General features: G+C 49.0%; 28 protein-coding genes and 1 pseudogene. 22 read left to right on the plus strand and 7 right to left on the minus strand.

Annotation, left to right across the window (positions count from 1 at the left end; all coding sequences use genetic code 11):
- Positions 1-93: 93 nt before the first annotated feature.
- The 6 genes from pth to HMPREF1051_RS01905 all read left to right on the plus strand — a co-directional run bounded on the left by pth (position 94) and on the right by HMPREF1051_RS01905 (position 4541).
- Positions 94-672 (plus strand): aminoacyl-tRNA hydrolase, encoded by a 579-nt coding sequence (gene pth / locus HMPREF1051_RS01880; protein WP_009312935.1) that lies wholly within the window; start codon positions 94-96, stop codon positions 670-672.
- 54 nt (positions 673-726) lie between these two features.
- On the plus strand, positions 727-933 hold the full coding sequence (locus tag HMPREF1051_RS01885) for a hypothetical protein (protein ID WP_003763661.1): 207 nt from the start codon (positions 727-729) through the stop codon (positions 931-933).
- Positions 930-1316 (plus strand): VanZ family protein, encoded by a 387-nt coding sequence (locus HMPREF1051_RS01890; protein ID WP_003763643.1) that lies wholly within the window; start codon positions 930-932, stop codon positions 1314-1316. The genes HMPREF1051_RS01885 and HMPREF1051_RS01890 overlap by 4 nt, the downstream gene beginning before the upstream one ends.
- Positions 1317-1612: 296 nt before the next feature.
- Positions 1613-2392 carry a (Fe-S)-binding protein gene (locus HMPREF1051_RS01895; RefSeq protein ID WP_003763626.1) on the plus strand — a complete coding sequence of 260 codons (780 nt, stop codon included), beginning with the start codon at positions 1613-1615 and terminating at the stop codon, positions 2390-2392.
- On the plus strand, positions 2389-3090 hold the full coding sequence (locus HMPREF1051_RS01900; protein ID WP_003763683.1) for a LutC/YkgG family protein: 702 nt from the start codon (positions 2389-2391) through the stop codon (positions 3088-3090). The genes HMPREF1051_RS01895 and HMPREF1051_RS01900 overlap by 4 nt, the downstream gene beginning before the upstream one ends.
- Positions 3087-4541, plus strand: a complete 1455-nt coding sequence (locus HMPREF1051_RS01905) for a LutB/LldF family L-lactate oxidation iron-sulfur protein (protein WP_003763621.1) — start codon at positions 3087-3089, stop codon at positions 4539-4541. Before HMPREF1051_RS01900 ends, HMPREF1051_RS01905 begins: the two co-directional genes overlap by 4 nt.
- A gap of 408 nt (positions 4542-4949) precedes the next feature.
- Here the strand turns inward: HMPREF1051_RS01905 and bioB are convergent, their stop codons facing one another.
- On the minus strand, positions 4950-5999 hold the full coding sequence (gene bioB, locus HMPREF1051_RS01910) for a biotin synthase BioB (RefSeq protein ID WP_003763613.1): 1050 nt from the start codon (positions 5997-5999) through the stop codon (positions 4950-4952).
- 411 nt (positions 6000-6410) lie between these two features.
- Between bioB and HMPREF1051_RS01915 the strand changes: the two genes are divergently transcribed.
- Both HMPREF1051_RS01915 and HMPREF1051_RS15020 read left to right on the plus strand, forming a co-directional pair.
- Positions 6411-6857 (plus strand): hypothetical protein, encoded by a 447-nt coding sequence (locus HMPREF1051_RS01915; protein WP_003763673.1) that lies wholly within the window; start codon positions 6411-6413, stop codon positions 6855-6857.
- Positions 6842-6907 (plus strand): annotated as a pseudogene (locus HMPREF1051_RS15020) (transposase); the annotation flags it as partial. The gene HMPREF1051_RS01915 and the pseudogene HMPREF1051_RS15020, both read left to right, overlap by 16 nt.
- A 230-nt stretch (positions 6908-7137) precedes the next feature.
- Here HMPREF1051_RS15020 and HMPREF1051_RS01920 read toward each other — a convergent pair.
- Genes HMPREF1051_RS01920 through HMPREF1051_RS01945 form a run of 6 tightly spaced genes read right to left on the minus strand, consistent with a single transcriptional unit; the run spans position 7138 to position 13410 of the window.
- The gene (locus HMPREF1051_RS01920) at positions 7138-7794 is read right to left on the minus strand and encodes a MarC family protein (protein ID WP_003763675.1); all 657 of its coding nucleotides are present in this window, start codon (positions 7792-7794) and stop codon (positions 7138-7140) included.
- A gap of 11 nt (positions 7795-7805) precedes the next feature.
- Positions 7806-8969, minus strand: a complete 1164-nt coding sequence (rodA, locus tag HMPREF1051_RS01925; protein WP_003763617.1) for a rod shape-determining protein RodA — start codon at positions 8967-8969, stop codon at positions 7806-7808.
- Positions 8962-11001 carry a penicillin-binding protein 2 gene (gene mrdA, locus HMPREF1051_RS01930; RefSeq protein WP_082144094.1) on the minus strand — a complete coding sequence of 680 codons (2040 nt, stop codon included), beginning with the start codon at positions 10999-11001 and terminating at the stop codon, positions 8962-8964. Before mrdA ends, rodA begins: the two co-directional genes overlap by 8 nt.
- Before the next feature lie 9 nt (positions 11002-11010).
- Complete coding sequence (mreD, locus tag HMPREF1051_RS01935) at positions 11011-11514, minus strand: rod shape-determining protein MreD (RefSeq protein ID WP_003763660.1); 504 nt, start codon at positions 11512-11514, stop codon at positions 11011-11013.
- A 7-nt stretch (positions 11515-11521) separates the two neighbouring features.
- On the minus strand, positions 11522-12361 hold the full coding sequence (gene mreC, locus HMPREF1051_RS01940; protein WP_003763657.1) for a rod shape-determining protein MreC: 840 nt from the start codon (positions 12359-12361) through the stop codon (positions 11522-11524).
- A gap of 11 nt (positions 12362-12372) precedes the next feature.
- Entirely contained in the window at positions 12373-13410 is a 1038-nt protein-coding gene (locus HMPREF1051_RS01945) for a rod shape-determining protein (protein WP_003763611.1), read from the minus strand.
- A 226-nt stretch (positions 13411-13636) separates the two neighbouring features.
- Between HMPREF1051_RS01945 and gatC the strand changes: the two genes are divergently transcribed.
- The 14 genes from gatC to HMPREF1051_RS02020 all read left to right on the plus strand — a co-directional run bounded on the left by gatC (position 13637) and on the right by HMPREF1051_RS02020 (position 24728).
- Entirely contained in the window at positions 13637-13927 is a 291-nt protein-coding gene (gatC, locus tag HMPREF1051_RS01950) for an Asp-tRNA(Asn)/Glu-tRNA(Gln) amidotransferase subunit GatC (protein WP_003763641.1), read from the plus strand.
- 29 nt (positions 13928-13956) lie between these two features.
- Entirely contained in the window at positions 13957-14442 is a 486-nt protein-coding gene (locus tag HMPREF1051_RS01955) for a hypothetical protein (protein ID WP_003763615.1), read from the plus strand.
- 64 nt (positions 14443-14506) lie between these two features.
- Positions 14507-15268 (plus strand): WGR domain-containing protein, encoded by a 762-nt coding sequence (locus tag HMPREF1051_RS14755; protein WP_003763677.1) that lies wholly within the window; start codon positions 14507-14509, stop codon positions 15266-15268.
- Positions 15269-15270: 2 nt separating this feature from the next.
- Positions 15271-15903 (plus strand): DUF6714 family protein, encoded by a 633-nt coding sequence (locus HMPREF1051_RS01965; RefSeq protein ID WP_003763624.1) that lies wholly within the window; start codon positions 15271-15273, stop codon positions 15901-15903.
- 102 nt (positions 15904-16005) lie between these two features.
- The gene (locus tag HMPREF1051_RS01970; protein ID WP_003763632.1) at positions 16006-16581 is read left to right on the plus strand and encodes a DUF4303 domain-containing protein; all 576 of its coding nucleotides are present in this window, start codon (positions 16006-16008) and stop codon (positions 16579-16581) included.
- 77 nt (positions 16582-16658) lie between these two features.
- Positions 16659-18113 carry an Asp-tRNA(Asn)/Glu-tRNA(Gln) amidotransferase subunit GatA gene (gene gatA, locus HMPREF1051_RS01975; RefSeq protein WP_003763647.1) on the plus strand — a complete coding sequence of 485 codons (1455 nt, stop codon included), beginning with the start codon at positions 16659-16661 and terminating at the stop codon, positions 18111-18113.
- A 22-nt stretch (positions 18114-18135) separates the two neighbouring features.
- Positions 18136-18648 (plus strand): hypothetical protein, encoded by a 513-nt coding sequence (locus HMPREF1051_RS01980; protein WP_050901431.1) that lies wholly within the window; start codon positions 18136-18138, stop codon positions 18646-18648.
- A 58-nt stretch (positions 18649-18706) separates the two neighbouring features.
- Entirely contained in the window at positions 18707-19576 is an 870-nt protein-coding gene (locus tag HMPREF1051_RS01985; RefSeq protein ID WP_003763650.1) for a DUF2262 domain-containing protein, read from the plus strand.
- A 200-nt stretch (positions 19577-19776) separates the two neighbouring features.
- Positions 19777-20229: a hypothetical protein gene (locus HMPREF1051_RS01990; protein WP_036491244.1), complete on the plus strand. Its 453-nt coding sequence runs from the start codon at positions 19777-19779 to the stop codon at positions 20227-20229.
- 169 nt (positions 20230-20398) lie between these two features.
- The gene (locus HMPREF1051_RS02000; RefSeq protein WP_003763663.1) at positions 20399-21271 is read left to right on the plus strand and encodes a VirK/YbjX family protein; all 873 of its coding nucleotides are present in this window, start codon (positions 20399-20401) and stop codon (positions 21269-21271) included.
- 100 nt (positions 21272-21371) lie between these two features.
- The gene (gene gatB, locus HMPREF1051_RS02005; protein ID WP_003763619.1) at positions 21372-22802 is read left to right on the plus strand and encodes an Asp-tRNA(Asn)/Glu-tRNA(Gln) amidotransferase subunit GatB; all 1431 of its coding nucleotides are present in this window, start codon (positions 21372-21374) and stop codon (positions 22800-22802) included.
- Positions 22803-22871: 69 nt separating this feature from the next.
- Positions 22872-23405, plus strand: coding sequence for a DUF2262 domain-containing protein (locus HMPREF1051_RS02010; protein ID WP_003763667.1), 534 nt, complete (start codon positions 22872-22874; stop codon positions 23403-23405).
- 59 nt (positions 23406-23464) lie between these two features.
- Positions 23465-23968: a hypothetical protein gene (locus tag HMPREF1051_RS02015; RefSeq protein WP_003763628.1), complete on the plus strand. Its 504-nt coding sequence runs from the start codon at positions 23465-23467 to the stop codon at positions 23966-23968.
- A 76-nt stretch (positions 23969-24044) separates the two neighbouring features.
- A complete protein-coding gene (locus HMPREF1051_RS02020) occupies positions 24045-24728 on the plus strand; it encodes a suppressor of fused domain protein (RefSeq protein ID WP_003763671.1) in 684 nt (227 codons plus the stop codon).
- Positions 24729-25071 lie beyond the last annotated feature (343 nt).

Here is a 25071-nt window from a genome sequence, read left to right on the forward strand (position 1 = left end):
CAGGATTGATAGTTAACTTGGGTCGTCTGAAACCATTTTCAGACGACCTTTTATCGAAATTGACCGCATTTTCTGCGGTATTGAGAAATAATTATGTCGAATAAAATCAAAATGATCGTCGGACTGGGAAATCCCGGGGGCGAATACGAACAAACCCGCCATAATGCAGGATTTTGGTTCTTAGACGAACTTGCGTGGCAGTGGAAAGTATCATTTAAAGAAGAGAAAAAATTTTTTGGTGAGGTGGCGCGGGCGAATCTGCCTGATGGCGATGTGTGGCTGCTTAAACCCATGACTTTTATGAACCGTTCCGGCCAGTCTGTTGCCGCACTCGCGCAGTTTTACAAAATCAAGCCCGAAGAGATACTGGTTGTGCATGACGAATTGGATATTCCTTGCGGTCGTATCAAATTTAAACTTGGCGGCGGAAATGGGGGGCATAACGGCTTGAAAGATATCCAAGCCCGTCTTGGTACACCTGACTATTACCGTTTGCGTTTGGGTATAGATCATCCGGGTGACCGTAACCTCGTTGTCGCTTATGTATTGAACAAGCCAAGCGCAGAACACCGCCAACAGATTGACGAGGCAATTGCCAAATCATTAAAAGCGATGCCGAAAATAATGGCGGGCGAATGGGAAGAAGCTACACGTTTCCTACACAGCAAGTAAATGCTATTGTTGTGTACATCATTATCCGCCCTCCTCTTTTGAAAAATCCCCTATATGTCTCAGATTTTAGAATTAATCCAGAATGAACCCATCGGCGTAGTGGAAGAAACCCTTGATTTCCTGCTGTACGAATGCAGTATAGATGATGCACCGACAACAGAGGAAGTTGAACAATGGCGCGACATATTAAACGGACGCGGCAACAAATTCATCCGCCTTGCAGCTATCTGCCAAACTTGGTTGGATGAGGAACAAAAATGAAGTTTTACATCAATAAATTCAGCCTGTTGGCTATCGTTTGGTTTGTGGCCGGTATCTATTCTTTGATTTTCAAGGAATCTGGCAATACGCCGCCACCGTTTCCCAATTTCGACAAAGTAGCCCACTTCACTTTGTTTTTTGCCCAGATTTGGTTATTGGCAAAATCTTATATTCACGAAAAAGCAAAAATTCCGTATCTCGGTTTGTTGATATTCGCACTTCTGTTTGCTGTTGGAAGTGAATGGGCACAAGCTACGTTTACCACAACACGCGAAGGCTCTATTGGCGACGGCATTGCGGATATGCTGGGTTCAGGTGTCGCGTTATGGGTTGCAGCAAAAATTAATACATCCAAAAACCCTTCTTCTTCCCAGTCCCATTAACTACCCTCCCCTATTTTTCTATAAAACTATTTGAAACCCGGGTGCAATCGTATTTGTTGAATACCCTTGCATTCATATGGATTGATTCATTTATTCATTAATAAATGAGTTAGCTTTTAAATATAATGATATTTATTCGCATATATATATTTATATTTGTGGAATCAGTATTTCAGACGACCCATCAATCGTTTCCAATATTATTTTTTAAAATTATACTTGACCGCCTACATGCAATTACTTAAAGTAGCCGTCTATTTATACAAAGAAAAACGGGTACTCCCGTTAACGAAAAAATGAGCGCAATCACCCCACCCAAAATCACTAAATTCGACAGCAAGCCGACGGATGTTTATTTCTTCGGCACCTGCGTCCTCGATCTTTTCATGCCCGAAGCAGGCATGGATGCCATTACTTTAATCGAGCAGCAAGGCATACGGGTTCATTACCCGATGGCGCAAAGCTGTTGCGGCCAACCCGCCTACTCTTCCGGTCATCCGACCGAGGCGTTTGATGTCGCTAAAGCGCAACTTGACCTTTTCCCTGAAAACTGGCCGATCGTTGTACCGTCCGGCTCGTGCGGCGGCATGATGAAACATCACTGGCCTACCCTGTTTAAAAATACAGAATACGAATCCAAAGCGGTTGATTGTGCCAACCGCATCATTGAGTTTACTCATTTCTTGCTTGCCATCGGCTACAAGCCTGAAGACAAAGGCGAGCCGGTCAAAGTTGCCGTCCACACTTCCTGCGCCGCCCGCCGCGAAATGAACGTCCATATTTCAGGCTGGCAGTTGATTGACGGCATGGAAAACGTTGAACGTATCGTTCACGACCATGAAAGCGAATGCTGCGGCTTCGGCGGTACATTCTCCGTCAAACAAGCCGATATTTCCGGTGCGATGGTAACCGACAAAGTTGCCGCGCTGAAAGAAACCGGTGCGACCGAAATCATCAGCGCGGACTGCGGCTGCATGATGAACATCGGCGGCAAAATCGCTAAGGACGAGCCGAATATGCCGCGTCCGAAACACATCGCATCCTTCTTGTTGGAACGTACCGGAGGCAAAGCATGAGCGCGCGCGAAAATATTTTGGCAAAACTGAAAAAAGCCGACGCATTGCCGATGGAAGAGCCTGCGGTTTTTGATTATTACCGCGAAATGGGTGTTTCTTGGGACAGCGAGGTTGAGCGTCTGAAACATTGGGCTGCCGCTATGCGCGCCGTCAAAACCGAAATTTATTGGGTGACCAAAACCGGCTGGCCGCAAGTATTCCGTCAAGCTGCCGAAGGCAAAGGTTTGAAAAACATCCTGCTGCCGTTAGCGACCGAACACGGACAAATTGCCCGTGCCGCGCTGGTGGGCAGCAATATCGAACCGATTGCTTTCGAACGCGAAATCGATACTTGGAAAACCGAGTTCTTCGCGAACATCGATGCAGGCTTTAGCGGCTCGCAATGCGGCATCGCCCGCACTGGTACGCTGATGCTGTTTTCCAGCCCTGAAGAGCCGCGTACTTTAAGCCTCGTTCCGCCCGTGCATTTCTGCCTGTTTGATACGGCGAAAATGTATAACGAATTTCACAACGCCGTCGAAGGCGAAAAACTGGTGGGAAACGGTATGCCGACCAATGTTTTCCTGATTTCCGGCCCGTCCAAAACCGCAGACATCCAGTTGACGCTTGCTTACGGCGCACACGGTCCGCGTGATTTGGTCATCCTCGCCATCCTGCCTGACCACATCTCCCCTGCCGATTTGGAGGAAAACGCATGACTACGCAAACCATCAAGTTCCACATGAAGCCGGAAACTTTCAAACAAAACGCCGCAATTTCCCTTCAAGACAAGCCTTTGCGTAAGAGTCTGCGTACCGCGATGGATATGCTGATGACCAAGCGCAAAGCCGTTTTGTCCGACGAAGAAGAGTTGCAAAACCTGCGTGATTTGTGCGAACACGTCCGTCAGCGTTCATTGTCTAAATTGCCCGCCCTGCTGGAGCAATTGGAAGAAAACCTGACTAAGCTGGGCGTGAAAGTACACTGGGCGGAAACGCCGGCCGAAGCCTGCGAAATCATCCACGACATCATTACTGCCAAAAACGGTAAGCTGATGGTCAAAGGCAAATCGATGGTCAGCGAGGAAATCGAGCTGAACCATTATCTTGAAGCAAAAGGCATTAAAGCGGTGGAAAGCGACTTGGGCGAGTTTATCGTTCAAATGGCAGGCGAAAAACCGACCCATATTGTGATGCCCGCCATTCACAAAACCAAAGAACAGGTTAGCGAACTTTTCCACCAAAATCTTGGAACTCCCTTAACGGACGACGTAGACCAACTGACCGGCTTCGCCCGCAAAGCCCTGCGCGATATTTACAGCACTGCCGATGTCGGTTTGAGCGGCGTAAACTTTGCTGTTGCTGAAACAGGTACACTGTGTCTGGTGGAAAACGAAGGCAACGGTCGCTTGAGTACTACCGTACCGCCCGTGCATATCGCCATTACCGGTATTGAAAAAGTTGTGGCCAAGCTGTCGGACGTTCCACCTTTGTACAGCCTGCTGCCGCGTTCCGCCATCGGTCAGAACATTACCACCTATTTCAATATGATTACCGGTCCGCGCCGCAGTGAAGAGCTGGACGGTCCGCAGGAAATGCACTTGGTTCTGCTCGACAACGGCCGCAGCCAAGCCTATGCCGAAGACCAAATGCGCCGCACCTTGCAATGTATCCGTTGTGGCGCGTGTATGAACCATTGTCCGGTTTATACCCGTATTGGTGGCGCAGCATACGGCACAACCTATCCCGGCCCTATCGGCGAGATTATTTCTCCGCACCTGTTAGGTCTGGATGCCACCCGCGACCTGCCGACCGCCTGTACCATGTGTGGTGCGTGTGTAGAAGTTTGTCCGGTGCGTATCCCGATTACCGAGCAAATGCAGCGTCTGCGCGTTGAAGCGCAACGTTCACCGTCCGAAGTCGTACCGCATCCTATCCGCGGACAAGGCGCATCGCATACCTTCGGCGAACAAATGGCATGGCGCACATTCAACGGCATTTTCAGCGGCAGCAAAGCTTACCGCGCCTTCGGTTGGGCGGCCACCAAATTCCGTGCATTGACGCCGAGCAAGCAAATGGGCTGGACGGACAACCGCGTTCCGATGAAACCTGCCAAGAAAACGCTGCATGAAATGATGGCGGAAAAAATGCGCCAAAAAGAAAAAGCGTAAAGCTGAAAATCGATAAAGACGTATATTTGCCATCTAAACGGCAAAGGTCGTCTGAAAATCATAAACTGCACATTAGTAAGCCGGATACCAAATCCAGCTTGATCATGTGCAGTTTTTTATAACTTAATAGGCATATCTAGGATATATAGTAGATTAACTTTAAACCAGTACGGCGTTGCCTCGCCTTAGCTCAAAGAGAACAATTCTCTAAGGTGCTGAAGCACCAAGTGAATCGGTTCCGTACTATCTGTACTGTCTGCGGCTTCATCGCCTTGTCCTGATTTAAATTTAATCCACTATAAAAAGAGTTTTCAAGGATAAAGGTCGTCTGAAACCGTGTTTGAAGCATTGGCTTTGTAAACACAGTTTTCAGACGACCTTGTTTATCGGAAATTTAGGCAAGAACGATTAATAATCCACCTTAATCTTGGGCGTTTCCTGCGCCGCTTCGTATTCTTCCAACTCGAACCGCAGCGGATACAAATCCAGCTTTTCCATCAGCAGGCGGTCGCCGTCTTCGTCGGAGTTTTCGGTGGTTAAGAGCTTGTCGCCGTAGAAAATCGAGTTCGCGCCCGCCATGAAACACATTGCCTGCATGGATTCGGGCATATTGCTGCGCCCTGCCGACAGGCGGACGTAGCTGTGCGGCATGGTAATCCGCGCCACGGCGATGGTACGGACGAACTCCGTCCAGTCCAAATCTTCGGCATCGGCCAGCGGCGTGCCTTCCACTTTGACCAACTGGTTAATCGGCACGCTTTCGGGCTGAGGGTCGAGGTTGGCGAGGCTGGCAATCAGTCCGGCACGCTCGGCGCGGGTTTCGTTCATGCCGACGATGCCGCCGCAGCAGACTTTCAAACCGGCGTTGCGGACTTTGCCTAAGGTATCCATGCGGTCTTCGTGTTTGCGGGTATGAATGATGTCATTATAGCGGTCGGGATCGGTATCAAGGTTGTGGTTGTAATAGTCCAAACCTGCTTTTTTGAAGTCTTCCGCCATACCGTCTTCGAGCATACCGAACGTGCCGCAGGTTTCCATGCCCAATCCTTTGACGGCTTTGATGATTGCGGAAACCGTCTCCACGTCTTTGGGTTTGGGGCCGCGCCATGCCGCACCCATGCAGAAACGGCTTGCGCCGCGCGATTTGGCGATTTTGGCTTTTTCAACGATTTCATCTACATCCATCATCTGCTCTTTGCCCAGATTGGTGTTGTGGTGCGCTGATTGCGGGCAGTAGGCGCAGTCTTCGGGACAACCGCCGGTTTTGATGGACAACAACGTGGAAAGCTGGATTTCGCGCGGATTGAAATTTTGGCGGTGGATTTCGGCAGCTTGATAAACGAGGTCGAGGAAAGGCAGCCCGAACAGGGCTTCGACATCGCATTTTTTCCAATAACGCGCGGTCGGATGCGGCTTGCGCTCGGTCTTACGGCGCAAGGCGACGGGAGAGATGGTCATAGTGTGTTCTTTCGTGTTTACAGCGGCGCAATGACGCTGACTGCCTGACTGCCGGCGCAATGACGGCAGCGGCATGGTTAGATAAGTTGGCATCGATGTTATTTGCCTCAAAGGGTGAAATCATTCAAATACTTGAACAATTTTGGCAGCCCATAAAATCGTAAGATTACCACCCTACTCTCGATGCCGCATGGAGTGTAACGCTTTTAAAAACTCAGGGCAAAATTTTTTAGCTTCTTATTCATGAAATAAACTGAATTTCCCATTTCTATTGATGGAAACCAAATTTTCAGACGACCTCTAACAAGCGGAACAAATTTATCCATGTGCGATATTGGCGAATAAGCAGATTCAAACTAGAATCGATAAATTAATCACATTGCACTATGACTATATTAAAAAAGGAATATGATGAATCAGCCTAAAATTAAAGCATATTGGAAATCTGCCGCTATGCTGCTGGTTGCATTTGGCGTACAAACACTCTTGTTTTTATTATTGCTTTACATGTATGTTTTAGATAAAGGAAATCCGTCCGTTTTAGAGATATTGAGCAGTGTTTTGATTTTCGCTTCCCATGCACTGCCCGCCATGCTGCTATGCACCCTTGTCGCGAAACGTTTGTGCTTGCGGCGCAGTGTAGCAGGAACGCTGTTGTTTGCATTGCTTTCAGCGGCAGGTGTGGTACTTACGATTGCGGCATCTGAAAGGATATTGATGCTGATATATCAGCGTTCAACGACATTGGATTGGCAAATGTACACCGGAGTTGGAATAATGGGTGCAATTGCAGGCGCGATTGCTTCTTTGTTGTTGCCAAGGTCGTCTGAAAACAAATCCCTCAATATAGTGGGTTAAATTTAAATCAGGACAAGGCGACGAAGCCGCAGACAGTACAGATAGTAAGAAACCGATTCACTTGGTGCTTCAGCACCTTAGAGAATCGTTCTCTTTGAGCTAAGGCGAGATAACGCCGTACTGCTTTAAAGTTAATTCACCATAAATAGTGACATAGCTTTGACAATTGTATTTTGGATAGATATTTGCGCTATAGACTAAAGGTCGTCTGAAACCTAGTCTCAGACGACCTTTTTCCTTAATAAAGATGGACAGTTTGCCTTCTATACAATCCGCTAAACTAGCCTGCCAGTTGCGGAAAAATAGATTTCAATCCGGCAACGATGATTTCTACGGAGACGGCGGCAAGCATCATGCCCATGATGCGGTTGAGGATAGTCAACCCTGTCGTACCCAGTTTTTTGCTGATTCGCCCTGCGACGATGAGGATGGCGTAGCAAATCAGGCTGACGAGGAAGCCTGCGGTAAGGATCAAAGCAATATCGCTGTAATTTTTGGCGGCTGAGGCGTAGATGATCACGGTAGAGATACCGCCCGGACCGATGGTGATGGGAATAGCGACGGGAACAACGGCGATGGCTTTGGCGTTTTTCTGGATGTGTGGTACAACGCCCTCTTCCTTGTCTCCACCGATATTTTGTTTGGCAGGGTTATCGTTGCCGTTCATCATGGAGATGGCGATAAGCAATACCAAAATACCGCCGCCGACTTGGAAAGAGCCGACGCTGATGCCTAAGATTTTCAACAACACCCCGCCCGTCAAGGTGAAGACGGCAATAACGATAAAGACGGCGAGCGCGGCAGTGCGGGCGATGCGGCGTTTTTCTTTGGTGCTGTGATCCTGCGTCAAATCAAGGTAAATCGAGAGCGCGCTGAACGGGTTGATCAGTACAAGGAAGGCAACCAAAAGTTTGCCGATTTCTACACCTAATTCCATTTTTTATTCCCTTATTGGTTTTTTGTAGAGACGTTTACGTCCGCTTTGTCATTGAATTCGTAGCGGCGTTTGGTTTTGTGTTCGCTGGAAATACCCATCAGCAGCGCAAGTACGGTCATGATGGAGAGCGTCGCAGTGCCGCCATAGCTGACCAACGGCAGGGGAACACCGACAACGGGCAAAATGCCGCTGACCATGCCCATGTTCACAAAGGCGTAGCAGAAAAAGGTCATGGTTAATGCGCCGGCGAGCGTGCGGCTGTAAAGCGATTGGGCTTTGGCGGCAATCAGCAGTCCGCGCGTCAGAATAACGAAATAAACCAGCAGCAGCAAGATGTTGCCGATCAAACCGAATTCTTCGCCATACACGGCAAAAATGAAGTCGGTCGTGGACTCGGGAATGTAATCCAAATGCGTTTGTGTGCCGTTGAGCCAGCCTTTTCCCCAAACGCCGCCCGAACCGATGGCAATCATGGCCTGGATGATGTGGTAGCCTGCGCCCAAAGGGTCCTGCGTCGGGTCAAACAGCGTCAGAACGCGGGTTTTCTGATAGTCGTGCATCCCGTAGTTCCACAAAAGCGGCAATGCGGCAACAAAGGCAATGATGGCGGCAAAGATGACTTTCCACGGCAGGCCTGCGAAAAAGACGATGAAAATACCCGATGCCATAATCAAAACTGCCGTACCCAAGTCGGGCTGTTTCAAAATCAGCGCAACGGGGATGAGGATTAAAAGCATGGCGATGATGTAGTGAAACCATTTCAGACGACCTTCGTGCCGTTGGAAGTACCAAGCGACGGTCATGGGCAGGACGATTTTCATGATTTCGGACGGCTGGATGCGCGTGAACCCCAGTTCCAACCAGCGTGTAGAGCCATTGACGGTCACGCCTGCGACTTCGACGGCGACAAGCAGCAACACGCCAATCAGGTACATCGGCAGCGCAACCTTTGCGGCATCACGCGGCTTGAACGAGGCGACAAACCACAGCAGGGCGAAGCCGAAAACCGTATGCAGGGTTTTGTGTTCAAGCTGGCCGAAATCCTGCCCGTCCGCTGAATAGAGCAAAAACAGGCTCATGATGTAGATGGCGAGCATGGGGAAAAACAGCCACGGGTCTATCGGAGCAGATACGGTGCGCTTGATTTTTGCCCACATTCCGACCGTTTCATTCATGATTTGCTTCCTCCTGTTTCAGACCGTAGGCTTTTTGGAATATGGTCGGCGGTTGGGGTTGTGTGCGGTGTTGTTGCGGTTCGGGCATTCCGCCTGCGTCGGGGTCGTCTGAAAACTGCTGCGGCTTGACGTTGAGCATATAAAAATCGGTCAGGCTGCGGGCAAGCGGTGCGGCGTAGGCACCCCAGCCGCCGTTTTCCAGAATCACGGCAATGGCGATTTCAGGTTTTTCCAAGGGAGCGAACGAAATAAACCACGCATGGTCGCGGTGTTGCTCGCGCAAGGCTGCGGCGTTGTAACGACCGCCCTGCTTGATTTGCACAACCTGCGCCGTGCCCGTTTTGCCGCCCATGCTGTAAGCCAAACCGCCGCCGATGCGGTGTGCCGTACCGCCCGGTTTCAAGACTTTCTCCATTGCCTGTTTGACGTATTCGAAATTGTCTTGTTTGAACGGGATTTTGTATTCGGGATTGGGATTGATACGCGTGATTTTGCGTTTGTCGAAATCCAACAATTCTTTCACCAAATGCGGTTGATAAACCACGCCGTTATTGGCAAGCGAAGCGGTGGCGTGTGCCATTTGCAGCGGGGTGTAGGCGTTGTAACCCTGCCCGATGCTGACCGAGACCATCTCGCCTGCGCGCCATTCTTTGGCGGTAGGATCGGACGATTTGGCAAAGCGTTTCGCCTTCCATTCGCGGCTAGGCAAAACGCCCGTATATTCGCTGGGCAGGTCGATGCCGGTTTTTTTACCGAACCCGAATTGCGCTAAATATGGCGATGCTTTGTCTATGCCCATTTCGTAGCCCAAGCGGTAGAAAAAGGTATCGGACGACACCTGTATCGCTTTGCTCAAATTTGCCGAACCGTGACCGCTGCGTACGGAATCTCGGAAAACGTGGCGGCTGCCGGGAATGCTCCATGCACCGGGTGCAGGCACGACCGTCGTTTGGGTAATTTTGCCGCTTTCCAGCAAAGCCATGCCCATAAACGGCTTAAACGTCGAGCCCGGTGGGTACAAACCTTGCGTTACGCGGTTGACCAACGGCTTTTTCCAGTCATCATTCAAGGCTTTCCAAGTTTCGCTGTCGATGCCGTCGATAAAGAGGTTGGGATCGAAAGAAGGCTTGGAAACGAAAGCCAATACCGTACCGTCTTGCGGATTGATGGCGACAATTGCTCCGCGTCTGTCTCCCAATATTTTGTCCGCCTCTTGTTGCATACGGATGTCCATGCCCAAACGCAAAGTTTGCCCCATGCGCGACGGCACGTTTTTCAAGACGCGAACAATATTGCCGTAAGCGTCTTTTTCCACTTCTTGATAGCCGGGCGCACCATGAAGCTGTGGTTCGTAAAATTTTTCCAGCCCCGATTTGCCGATGTGCGTGCTGCCGCGATAGAGCGCAGTCAAGCCCTCTTCTTCCAAAATTTCCTGATCTTTGTCGCTGATGCGGCCGATGTAGCCTAAAAAGTGTGAAGTCAGCTTGCCATAAGGATACTCGCGGAAAGTGCGCGAATTGACTTCTACGCCTTTAAATTCATTAAGATGCACGGACAATTTCGCCGCTTCTTCATCTGTCAGGCGCAGCTTGAGCGGGATGTTTTCAAATTTGCGGTAGCTTTCGCGGTATTTGTGGAAACGCTTCAAATCGGTAGGCGTAATATCGACATACTTCCGCAGGGCTTCGATGACATCCTCCATCTTGCCCTCAATGCGGCTGGGGATGACTTCCAGAGAGAACACGGGATAGTTTTTTGCCAGCGGTACGCCATTGACATCTACGATTTCGCCGCGGACAGGCGGGGTCGGAATTAATGTGATGCGGTTGCTGGATGCCTGCCCGGAAAAATCGTCATGCCGGAACACCTGCAAATAGACAAACCGTGCCACCAATGCGGCAAACAAAACCACAATCAGGATAAACGCCACCAGCAGACGCAATAAAGAATCGGCTTGCGCCGCCTTTGCAGTCTGTGTTTTACCGCTACCGCCATTTTTCAGACGACGTTTCATAGTATTCAGTATGGACATGGTTTCACGTTATCTGTTGGCGCGATAAAAATTGGTCAGTACCAGCATCAACTGGCTCAAGAAAGGCCAAAGCAGCGCGCCTGCCAAAGGCGCGATGAAACTTTGCCAAGTGATGATTTGGTTGTTGAGGAACAGGCGCGCCGCCACCAAGACCGCCTGATGGCAGAACAATGCTGCCAATACCGCCCCTATCTGCATGATGTGGCCGTAGAGCATGATTTGACGGCGCGTGTTCAAGATGAAATACACCATGACCGTATAAGACAATGCGTGCAGCCCCAAAGTCGCTGCCGTTGCGGCATCGACTATCAAGCCGAGCAAAAACGCAATGCCCATGCCGACGCGTTGGGGATGATGCATAGACCAATAAAGCAGCATCAGCGCAGTCAGTTCGGGCAGCCAAAAAAACACATCAAAGGGGAAAGGCATGAAATCGACAAGCATGGTTACGGCAAAACTTGCCGCAATCACGCCGACGGGCATGGCACGGTAGGAATCGTCAAAATCGTTCATGAATGATTTATTGGGAAGAATGGGAAGAAGACAGAACCAAAACAAAGCGGCTGCGGCGCAAGGCGGCAAACGGGGTCAGTTCTGTGTCGTAATAAGGCGTACCTGAAGCGCGGACGACTTTATCCACGCGGGCTACGGGAATGCCTGCCGGATAAATGCCGTCCAAGCCGGAAGTAATCAAAACATCCTGCGGCTTCAAATCCGATCCCGTCGGGAAATAGCGCAAATCCAAGCCCACGCCGTTGCCGTAGGCGAGATTGCGTTCGCCCGTCCGCTCAACGGCAACAGGGACGATACTTTGTGCAGCCGCCATCAGCTCGACTTCCGCGCTGTTTGCGTGAACCAATGTAATCCGCCCGATTAAGCCGTTTTGGTCGATAACGGCATCGCCTGCCACCACCCCTTCGCCACTGCCTTTATTGATAATCAAACGTTCGGACAGCGGGTCTTTGCCACTGGACAATACCTCAGCACCGATGACATTGCTGATGCCTTTTTGCTGCAAGCCGTATAGCTTTTTCAGCTCCTGCAATTCGCTCAGGTTGACCTTATCGCGTTGAAGCTGGATTTTCAAACGACCGTTTTCCTCCAAAAGGAGACGGTTTTGTTCCAACAGCTCGGTTTGTGATTGAGATTGGTTGGAAAAATATTGATAGAGACGGACCGGCTGGTTTGCCAGCCATTGCACCGGATAAAGAATCTCCGCCGCCGCAGTGCGCACGGGCTGCATCAGGTTGAAACGGCCGTCCGCCACCATAATGCCGGCACCCAGCAAAAGATACGCAATAAAACGAGGCAACAGCTTTTGGCCCTTTGCCTCGTCAAACCGTAAAGAAGAATGTTCCATTTCAGCCTGCCTTACGGGTTATCCACAAAGACGGCATTCCATTTGCCGATATAATCCAAGGCTTTGCCCGCACCATAGGCCACACAGTTCAAAGGCTGGTCGGCAATACCGACAGGCAGCCCCGTCGCATCCGCCAAAACCGTATCCATACCGTGCAACAGTGCGCCGCCGCCTGTCAGCATAATACCCCTGTCGGCAATATCACCAGCCAACTCAGGCGGAGCCTGTTCCAATGCAAGGCGCACGGCGCGGATAATCTGATTAACCGTTTCGCTCAAAGCCTCGCGCACTTCTTCCGAAGTAATGGCAATCGATTTGGGCGTACCTTCCGCCAAATCGCGACCTTTAATCCGCATGGCGGTTTCGGTTGCAAAGCCGGAGGCGGAACCGATTGTTTTCTTCAATTCCTCAGCCGTTGCTTCACCAATCAACACACCGCGATGACGGCGCAGATAATGCACGATGCTCTTATCAAACTCATCGCCTGCCGCACGGACAGAGGCGGAATAAGCCATACCGCCCAACGACAAAATGCCGATTTCCGTTGTGCCACCGCCGATATCCACTACCATCGAACCGGCAGTATCCTCAATCGGCAAACCCGCACCCAAAGCAGCCGCCATAGGCTCCTCAATCAAATGTACGGAAGATGCACCTGCGGCGAACGCGGAATCCAAAATCGCCTTGCGTTCCACTTGGGTTGCCCCGCCAGGCACGCAGATCACAACGCGCGGCGGCACAACCGAATTGCCCTGTGTCGCCTTTTTAATCAACATACCCAGCATACGCTCGGCAATCGTAAAATCAGCAATCACCCCATCCCGCATAGGACGGACGATTTCAATATTGCGCGGCGCGCGCCCTTGCATTTTCTTGGCTTCCGTACCCACGGCGACAATCTTGCTTTTACCGCCCGTACCCGATTGAACCGCCACCACAGACGGCTCGTCCAAAACAATGCCTTTACCACGCACATAAATCAACGTGTTCGCCGTACCCAAGTCAATGGCGATATCGTTTGAGAAAAAACGGGATAAAAAACGAAACATAAAATACCTGAATATCGGCCCAGCACCGATTTTATTTAATTGTTATTCAAAATATTAAAAACATGGAAACAACGCCTTTTCAGACGACCTCCCCACTCCCCGTATGAAACGTATGGCGAAATCACACGCCGTTTGAGTAGTTTTCGGTTATAATTCCTCGTTTCATCGAAGAAGAACGCAATGATACCCCAATAAAGGGGCGTTTGCTATCAGACAAGGATTTTTTATGGCTTTAAGCTTAACCGATGTGGAAAAAATCGCCAAACTCTCACGCCTTTCGCTGACCGAAGAAGAAAAAGGCAAAACCCTCTCAGAATTGAACGACATTTTCGCCATGGTCGAAAAGATGCAGAGCGTGAATACAGAGGGTATCGAGCCGATGGCACACCCCCACGAAGCCGCCCTGCGCCTGCGCGAAGATAAAGTTACCGAAACCGACCATGCCGCCGAATATCAAGCCGTCGCACCCGAAGTGCGCAACCGCCTGTATATCGTGCCTCAGGTAATTGAAGAATAGATGGAATTTATCCTTTAGGAAAACCAATAATGAATAAATTTTTGACCACATTATTACTTGGCGTACTCACGGTTAACGCCTACGCTATGCCTAAGGATGACAACAACCCTAAATCCTCTGTATTGCCTGTTGTTCATTCCGAGCAAGCCGTGCATTTGTATGACTACGAAACACCTGATGGGAAATACAGTGCATCACTCTATCCGAACAGTATCAAAAATCTCGGTAATGGTTGGTATTCAACCATTACACGGCATCAATCTGCGGGTTCAGGCAAACATGCCCATATGCTGATTTTAGATTGGGTACATTGCCAAGAACCCAAACAATCTGTTATGAGCGCGATTGCCCTGTTTGACAAAAACGGACAACTTGAAGAGCGTATCGACGTTCACAATTACAATAGTCCCGACAAAATGCCGCAAGAAGCCATTGAGCAGCTGAAAAAGGAAGATTCCAGCGAAACAATGCACAGTGACAAAATGGTGGAAACCGTTTGCAGCCGCGTAAAATAAAAATGTAAGTTGTTTTACCTAGTTTAAATATTTGCAGTTTCAGACGACCTGAAAAGGAATTTCTGTGAAACAAGCCTTCATTTATACTGACGACAAGTCCCAGAAATTTTGGATTATCGATTCCGATGGTAGCGACATCATGGTCAATTTCGGCAAACTTGGTGCAACCGGACGTTACCAAATTACCGAATACGACGATGAAGTCGAGTGTCAAAAAGCTGCTGACAAGCTCATTACGCAAAAGACCAAAAAAGGCTACAAACCTGCTCCCGATTTTAATTTCATCGACCGCTTTTATTTTGACGATGAAGATTTCGGTCCACATCGCAAAACCTCGCATCCACACTTCGTCCGATACTTAACCGATAATTTCTATTATGACTGCGGTGACGAAGAGGCTCCGTTTGGCAGTGATGAAGGCAGTGATTCGTTGTATGAGCTTGCACAAGCCTTCCGCAAAAATACCGATCTGGATGTATTGGCTTTCCCTCAGAAATTGATTTGTGAATATTGGGGTATGGATTACCTGCCGCCTCAAGCAGACCAAACTGCCAAAAGCATTGAAGAACTGTGTAAACAACAGGAAACCGAAGTTTACCAATCCGATAGAGTGATTATTGCTGCTACATTCGGCAGCATTAAAATTACAGGTCGTCTGAAACCTGAATTGCAGCAACTTACCCTACTTGCCATGCAGAGACTTGACATATTGGCACAGCTACGCGGTTGGTGTTTTGCTGGTACTTTGTCTGAGATCAATCAACAAATGGCAGATGACTTACAACGTTTTGCTGTTGCACAGGTGAACCATTTTCAGACGACCTAACTATGAAACATCAGCGTGCCGAGCCTGTATGCACAATGTCTCCCAAGCGACTCATCAAGATACTGAGCTACCTGCGGGAATATGCTCAACAGTGGAATAAAGCATATGAAGAAATCGCCGAGCAAGTCTGCCACGCATTTGCCGATACCCAACTAAAGAACGGAATCGGGATATTGGAAGCCGACTGCGTGGATAACTGGATGGATGCCAATAATCCGAAACGTTGCTGCTATCGCGCTGAAGATGAACGGGATTATTGGGAAAATGTCCTTTTTCAAGGACACCGCGTAGGAGAAATCCCACGTTTTAATCCCTGTTCTGCCATCACATTTATGGATAGTATAGGCAGGCATTTCGCCCTGCCATATTACTTGCTTTGGGCATTACAAGACCCTGACGGTATGGTTGCCGATACATTGGCTTATGCATTGGAGAACAGCTATTACACCGATGAACTGCTGCTCAACGCTGCTCAACAACGCGCTTTGTTGAATACAGTCCGTTTTCTCGTGGAAATAACGGCAAATACCTACGACGACGGCTACTCTTCATATATTGGCAACCCATGGCAGGCTGCATTTGAACACTTAAATCAAATATTGTCAGATGCCAATATTTTGCCCGATAAAAACTAAGCCTTCCAAAAGAAGGTCGTCTGAAAGAACAAGTACGGTTACAAAACAGTTCTGTTTCGCATACGAATAGAATAGACAAAAAGTACGAAGCAAAGGAATCCCATGTCCACCGAGCAACAACACCTTCACACAGTTGCCGTTAGCCACATCCACCAATGTTTCAACCGTATCAAGAAACAGGCCGAACAGGCAGGTAAAGAAGTTGCCGCATATTATTTCTATCTGGTAGACGACTTTTTCGCCGCAGGCAATGCCGCCATTACCTATCAGGATTTGGCTGCTTTTACCGTCGAACACGCAGACGAATATGAAAATTGCACCATTTTGCAGGCGATTTGGGATGGCAGATGTACCCTTTATGACAGTGAAACCGAGCCTCAGAACGTTTCAGATAACTGGCTGGAAAACCAAAGCGAGCTCTACCAAGCTGCATACCTCAGCATAGAGAACCTAGATGATGATGCTTATCAGCAAAAACGTGCCGAATACGAAACCGCCCTGATAGCCGCACTGCAACAATGCGACCAAGAAGGTCTGTTCGGCAATCGTGCTGAAAACGGTATATTGCTGTTTGCGTTTTATATTGATGATTATGATGAAAATGACGAACAATCACTGCTTTACCGTTCCACCACTCAGCTCAACCAACCGGATACTTACCAAAAATTGATAGGTTGATATTTTCAGACGACCCTGAAATCAGCCTACACCATTAAACCCTTTAAAATCCCGCTTATTTAAACTAAAAGACTCTTATGACCCAATACACCCTCAAACAAGCCAGCCAACTGCTGCAATCCAAGCAAATCTCCGCCGTCGAACTGGCAACCGAATATCTCGCCGCCATTGCTGCGCAGAACCCGGCAATCAACGGCTACATTACTCTCGACCAAGACAAAACCCTCGCCGAAGCCCGTGCCGCCGATGCTTGTATCGCTCAAGGCAACGCCACCGCGCTTACCGGCGTACCCATCGCCTACAAAGACATTTTCTGCCAAACAGGCTGGCGCAGCGCGTGCAGCTCCAAAATGTTGGACAACTTTGTCTCCCCCTACACGGCTACCGTCGTACAAAACCTGCTTAATGAAGGTATGGTAACGCTCGGTCGTACCAATATGGACGAGTTTGCCATGGGCTCGACCAACGAAACCTCGTTCTACGGCGCGACCAAAAACCCGTGGAATCTTGAGCACGTCCCAGGCGGTTCGTCCGGCGGTTCCGCAGCCGTTGTTGCCGCACGTCTTGCTCCTGCCGCGCTCGGTTCAGACACCGGCGGTTCTATCCGCCAGCCTGCTTCACACTGCGGCATCACCGGCATCAAACCTACCTACGGCACGGTTTCCCGCTTTGGCATGGTTGCCTACGCCTCCAGTTTCGACCAAGCCGGTCCGATGGCGCAAACCGCCGAAGACTGCGCGATTTTGCTCAATGCAATGGCGAGCTTTGACGAGCGCGATTCCACCAGCTTGGAACGCAGCAAAGAAGACTACACCCGCGATTTGGACAAACCGCTCAAAGGCATGAAAATCGGCCTGCCTAAAGAATATTTCGGCGAAGGTGCGGATGCCGATGTGCAGGCTGCTTTACAAAGCGTCATCGACCTTTTAAAAGCACAAGGCGCGGAAACTATTGAAGTTTCCCTGCCCCAAACCGCCCTATCCATTCCCGCTTACTACGTCCTCGCTTCCGCCGAAGCCAGTACCAACCTCTCCCGCTACGACGGCGTGCGCTACGGTCACCGTGCCGCAAAATTCAACGACCTTGAAGAAATGTACAGCAACACCCGCGCCGAAGGTTTCGGCAGCGAAGTCAAACGCCGCATCATGATCGGTACTTATGTGTTGTCGCACGGCTACTACGATGCCTATTACCTGAAAGCCCAAAAACTGCGCCGCCTCGTTGCCAACGATTTTCAGACGGCCTTCGCGCAATGCGATTTCATCCTCGCCCCGACTGCGCCCACCGCCGCCCCGAAACTCGGCAGCGACATCCACGATCCCGTGCAGATGTACCTTTCCGACATCTACACCATCGCCGTGAATCTGGCAGGATTGCCCGCCCTGACCCTACCCGCAGGTTTCAGTAGCAGCGGACTGCCCATCGGCGTGCAATTTATCGGCAACTACTTCTCCGAAGCTAAAATCCTCGGCGCAGCGCATCAAGTGCAGTTGGCAAGCGATTGGCATACAAAAGCACCGGAGTTTAAATAAATTTTTGAAGAGAATATAAATTATGATTTCTACGATAGATTTTACAAATAAAATATTTAGCGAAAATCGTGCCCAATTACGGCAAGAAGTAATCCAAGAATTCCTTAAAGAAATGCCAGGTTTTGGTAAAGGAAATGAGACTTCAAGATATGAGTATAATATCAAGATTATTGGCAAATATAGAATATATTTAAAACGTCCCGCACAATTCAATAATGGATTTGATTTTACCTTAAATGTAGAAGGTATAAATTTTAATCCTAATGGTAGATATACAACTCGACCAACGCATCAGAATATAATTGATGATTTATTTAATAAAAAGAATGAGAACTACATAGAATATATAAAACTCTTTAGAGAAATTGAAAATATATTTTATTGTAAGTCATTTAATTACAATTACATATTTAACACAGGAATACCAACAGAAATACTCCTTGAATGTATAAAATGGTTATTTATTGAGCAAGATATCACATACTGGAATTATTCAGGTAGGGCAATGCTCTTCAATGCACTTCCAAAACCATGAGTTGCAGGCCGGGCACCCGCACCCGACATCTGCAATAACAACCTCAGCAAAAAAAACCATGAACCCCATCCAAGACTTCGGCAACCGCTATTTCCCCGAAGAAACCGAAATCCTCTTCACTGCTGCCGATTTCGGCACGGTCGAATCCGTGCACCCGCGCATCAAAACCCGCTATGCCCGCCAAGACGGGCTGGCCTACGCCGACTGCGCCACCGGCACGTGCACCAACGAACCGTGCGACATCAACTGGGCGGACGCGGAAGACGAAGCCGCGGCCAAGCTGCGGCAATTTGAAGCCGGACACACCTACCGCCTGCGCGTGCGCCGCCGCAAACCCGCCACCGCCGAAGCCTTCCCGCACATCGAACCCGAAAGGCTGCCCGAAATCTTCCGCCACAGCTTCATGCTGGTGGGCATCCTCGAACGAGACGCCGCCCACCCCGAACTCGACCGCATCGCCGCCGAATACCTGCGCCCCGTAACCTACACCGACGCACGCGGCTGGACATGGACGTTGGACAAAAAATATGGCAGCGGACATTTTTCCGCCACCATCCAATGGCAGGGCGAAGAGCTCAACCTAAGCCTCCATACCGACGGTAACACACTTTCCGAACACGACTCTGCCTTGCAGGACTGCCACTCCTTCTTTGCCGACTACGAACAACACATAGACAGTCTGAAAGAATACATCGCCCAAGAAATGCTCAGTACTGCACACGAACTAGAACTGCAACAGGACGAACCGCCTGCCGAGCCAATAACTGCTACCGAGCTTAAACACCGCGTATCGATATTCTCCCTGAACTTTTATGGCAATGGTAAATTCCGCGCTACACTTAGCGACGACGGCATTTTTTGGCATCATATTATTGATGTGGACGGTAACTTAGACGGTAGTTATGATGAAGTGGAATTAGACGGCTAAACGACATTTTTGGTTGTATTCAACCACACTATTACATTTGGATGGTATGGTTAAATAGCGGTCATCAACAATGCTTAGTTATAATTGATGAAATCCAAAGTAGAGAAATGGTATGAATTTGAAACTCATAAAAACCCAACGGCAACATTAAGAAACCGTCTAATTTCTAGCAGTCTGAAACTAACAAAATTACTAAAATAATGGAATATTACGATTACTTTTCCCCAAAATTTTGGCAATTCTTATGGGGTTTATGGCAGACAACGGGGCTGGAAATATCTACAAGCATTGTGTTATTTCTGCTGTACTGGCTCATCCTTTCTGTACTTGTTACGTACATTTTGTGGCGTAAACGTTCAAAAACGCCGCATTTTTGGCGAAAACATTTATTACTCAATAGCATTATCTGCCTACCTTTGAGTTTGTTTATCAACCTTGGTTACATAGTCATGCGTTTTATTATGCCGGCTCGCAATCAAGCGGCATATTACGGACAGTTGACGTTGCATCCTCTGGAACAAACATTTGTTACATTATTTAATGTTATTTATTCTTACGAATGGCTGTTCCTCGTATCTGTTGTGGCTGCTGTGAATGTATTGCTACTGGCTATTTGGCGTAAAAAGCTTTTTAAACAATCATCGCCATCCTGAATGCAAGCAGGTTTCTATGTATTAAGGAAACTTAAACTATGCCTTGGGAAACAGTAATCAGCTTAAGAATTTACGTCCAGTTCAACCCCCAATCCAAAATCTTCAGCGACGCACCGACCGAATTTGGTGCGGAATCTGATGTGTATACCTGCGCAGAGGGAAAGGTATAATGCCAGAGCAGTTTGTTTTTCCAGATTTCAAGACCGTATATAAAGATGCACCAAAATTTCAAATCCAGCATTTGAAATTCTCCTTACGCAGGTTGTTTACACAGCGACAAGTCAAAGATTTTGAAACATTTGTCAACGCCTCCACGCCTCGCCGTACCTTTTTTCAAAGGCGGCCGCAAGATGCCTATCCGTTGATACACGCCTTTGTCGACCAACGTTTCAACAAACGGCGCAGGCTGCAAGTCATGAAAGAAGACCTGCTGACAGCCGAAAAACTGTTCGGGCAGGAAACGCTCGCCAATATGACGACGCGCAAATTCCATGTCGTTCTGGCGCATCTTTCAGACGACCTGACTTTATGGCTGAACCGGAACGATAATTGCGTGGATGAAGGAATGTGGTCGCTATCCTTGCGCGACAGCGAAGGAAAACGTCTCTACATGGCAACTTTCGCCTTAGTTGACAGCAAATTGCTGGCCGCTTCTATCCAAGGCCCCGCAGGAGAAGAAGCTAAAGACCTTGTACGCAGCCTGACCAAACAACTCCACGGTCTGCGCCCGCAGCAGCTGATGGTAACCGCCCTGCAATGTTTTTCGGCATCGCTCAATTTGGGCGGCGTTGTCGGCATTGCCCAAGAGCATCAGGTCAAACTGCGCTGGCGGCTGAAGAAACGGGTCAAAATGAATTACGACCTGTTTTGGCAGGAGAACGGCGCAACGCTCGAAAGCGACGGCTACTGGCATCTGCCGCAAATCCCGCCGCGAAAAGACTTGGCGGAAATCGAAAGTAAAAAGCGTTCAATGTACCGCAAACGTTACCAAATGCTGGATAACATGGCGGCCGAGATGCAAGCTTGCTTTCAGAAAACTTGATTCTGCGTTTTCAGACGACCTTTGCCATTTGAAAAACAAACAGATCGTCTGAAAACGGCTGACCACTTTATATTATCGACATCAAAAGAAAGAACCCCTTATGACCTGGGAAACAGTAATCGGCTTGGAAATTCACGTCCAGCTCAACACCCAATCCAAAATCTTCAGCGGCGCATCAACCGCATTCGGTGCGGAACCCAATGCGCACGCCAGCGTGGTGGAATGCGCGCTGCCGGGCGTGCTGCCGGTAATGAACCGCGAAGTCGTTGAAAAAGCCATCAAATTAGGCTTGGCTTTAGATGCGAAAATCAACCAGAAAAACGTGTTCGACCGCAAAAACTACTTCTACCCCGACTTGCCAAAAGGCTATCAAATCAGCCAGCTGGATTTGCCGATTGTCGAACACGGCAAGCTGGAAATCGTGGTCGGCGACGATGTGAAAACCATCAACGTAACCCGCGCGCACATGGAAGAAGATGCGGGGAAATCCGTGCATGAAGGCTTGAACGGCGCAACCGGTATCGACCTGAACCGCGCCGGCACGCCGCTGTTGGAAGTGGTATCCGAACCTGAAATGCGCTCCGCCGCCGAAGCCGTTGCCTACGCCAAAGCCTTGCACAGCTTGGTCACATGGCTGGACATCTGCGACGGCAATATGTCGGAAGGCTCGTTCCGCGTTGATGCCAACGTATCCGTGCGTCCGAAAGGTCAAGCGGAATTCGGCACGCGCCGCGAGATTAAAAACCTCAATTCCTTCCGTTTCTTGGAGCAGGCGATTAATTACGAAGTGGAAGCGCAAATCGAGATTTTGGAAGACGGCGGCAAAGTACAGCAGGCAACCATGCTGTTCGACCCGGAAAAAGGCGAAACCCGCGTGATGCGTTTGAAAGAAGACGCGCATGACTACCGCTACTTCCCCGACCCAGATTTACTGCCAGTCATCATTTCAGACGACCAGTTGCAAAAAGCCAAAGAAGAAATGCCCGAGCTGCCGAAAGAAATGGCAGCGCGTTTCGTGGCAGACTACGGCGTGTCCGACTACGACGCGCGCCTGCTCACCGCCAGCCGCGTGCAGGCTGCCTATTTTGAAGAAGCCGCCAAAATCAGCGGACAAGGCAAGCTGACTGCCAACTGGATGAACGGCGAACTCGCCGCCACGCTGAACAAAGAAGGCATGGAACTTGCCGACAGCCCGATTACCGCTCCGCGCCTCGCCGCGCTGGTAGGCAAGATTGCTGACGGCACTCTAAGTAGCAAGTTGGCAAAAAAAGCCTTTGAAGCCATGTGGGCAGAACCCGAAGCTTCCATTACCGAAATCATTGAAAAACACGGCTTGCAGCAAATGACCGATACCGGCGCGATTGAAGCCATGGTGGACGAAGTGCTGGCAAACAACGCCAAAGCAGTGGAACAATTTAAATCCGGCAACGAAAAAGCCCTGAATGCGATTGTGGGACAAGTGATGAAAGCCAGCAAAGGCAAAGCGAATCCCGCACATGTGCAGGAACTGATTAAAGCGAAGTTGGCTTAAGTAGTGTGCCGCCTGAAAACGGCAATAAAGCTGGTTCAGGCGGCTTGATAACCATGACGAGGAATCCCTATGACTATTCCGAAAAGCCTCAAACATCCCCGGTTTGGTATATTTAAATGGGAATCAGATTGGGAAGCCTATACGGGAAACATACCATGGGGCAGACGCAAAATCACAGCAATAATTTATCGTGATGCCTTTGACCATTCAGATGTAGAACATATATGGCAAATACTGGAAGATATTGTGTCCCATGTTGAAAGCTGGGATATTGCAATTCATAAAGCATTGAAAGAGCATTTTTATACGAAGGCACAAAACTGGTTTGCACCACACGATGATTACGACGAAACTGATTTTGGCAGTCTGATTACTGACATGGCGGAGTACGTTGGCAAAGAAACTGCCGAGCGACTGGTTTTATCAGGAAAAATAGACGAAGACGGCTTTTACCGTCTGATGAAATTGGACAGTATTTCCTTGTCGGAGCAGGGTCTTTTAGATTTTCACTTTGATGATGATGGTTGGATTTTTGACGGGCACAGCATCACACTGACCGCTTCAATCGAACAGGATATTTTGGACGGCAGCCTTGCGGGATAGCCTTGTCCATCCTGAAAGTACAGCAATCTCCACCACGTTTCCCCCCAAACAAAAAGCCCATGTTTATTCTCCAAACCGTCTCTGTACAATGGACAAAACGTAGCCGTTCCGCGCCACTTGCGACCATACGCAACCGCCTGCCGCGTTTACTGCCCTTACCTGATACTGTTTTAGAGTGTGAATATGGTTGCCACAGTCAACATTATCAGGAATCTCATTCCGACAATGGTTCGGTCACTTTTTTAGTCTATGAACCCAAGTTCAACATAATGCAAACTTTACCCGCAGAGTTGGATAATGGTTTCGGATTTATTTATCAGGACAACTGCCTTACTGTTTACTTCACCGATAAACGCGATGGACGAAAATCTCGTAGGCGCCTGTTTGTTTTAGCCGACGGGCAAACTGCGCAGCTTCGCACCAATGGGCGCGGCTGTGGATTTGATGATACCTATTACACTCAACATACCTACAATCTTGCCTACGCCAAGCATATCCCACGCGAAATTTTTACCCAGCGTCGATTTGATTACTGCGTATCGCTGGAAAATCGGCTATTCTAGTGTTTGCAACATCCTGTAATCACGTTGAATCTGCTTTCTAAGCTCCATTTTAATCTGAGTTACACAAGGATAAAACATGACAGAACAAGAATACCGCGAGACCTTCTCCGAAGACGAATCCGTCGGCTGGGACGCCATCGATGCCGAACTTGAAAAACTCTACGGCGACACCGAACCTCGTCACTACGGCAGCATCATCAAATACTGGATGGGCGGGGAAGATCCGCTGGACGGCACGAGCATCTACGATTGCGAAGAACAAACACCACACCGCCACATCATCTCCTACGGCATGAGCGAGCTTTACTTTTCTCCGGAAAGTGCTGATACCGAATTCAGCAAGTGGGGCTTCGAATTTACCTTCCGTATTACACCTTGCAAACTTGACCCCGATTCTGAATATGGCACGCCACACGAACCATTTTGGGCTATCAACCTGATGAATAACCTTGGCCGCTATGTTTTTGAAAGTAAAAAATGGTTCGACCCCTACCACTTTATCCCTGCCAACAGTCCCATTCGAAGCGATACTGAAACTGCTCTGGTCGGTATTGCTTTTGTCCCTGATCCCAAACTGCCTGCTATTGACACGCCGAATGGCAAAGTTGATTTTCTGCAGATGGTTGGTCTGACCCAATCCGAGCTGGATTGGCTGTGGCAAGATCCTTCAACCGCCCGCTGCCAAGAACTAATCGACAAAATGCGTGTTGACAATCCCCTTCTGATAACGGATTTGGCACGTACACACAGTTATGTATAGTCACACGGTTTGATTAATCTAACGCCCGTTGAAACAGAAAATACAACAGGCTCATCTTCGGAAAATTTTATGAAAATTGCCAAAATAATGGCTTTGTGGGCGGCTTTGTTTGGAAGTCATGGGCGACTGAATTGAACGAGGATAATGCGGGTGATTGTGTACCGCTGAACAAAGAACAGCAACCGATGAACCTGAAAATCATTTATCTGTTTTATAGTGGATTAACTTTAAACCAGTACGGCGTTGCCTCGCCTTAGCTCAAAGAGAACGATTCTCTAAGGTGCTGAAGCACCAAGTGAATCGGTTCCGTACTATCTGTACTGTCTGCGGCTTCGTCGCCTTG

Origin of the sequence: Neisseria sicca VK64 (assembly GCF_000260655.1) — a bacterium.
In the GTDB taxonomy this organism is placed as follows: domain Bacteria; phylum Pseudomonadota; class Gammaproteobacteria; order Burkholderiales; family Neisseriaceae; genus Neisseria; species Neisseria sicca_B.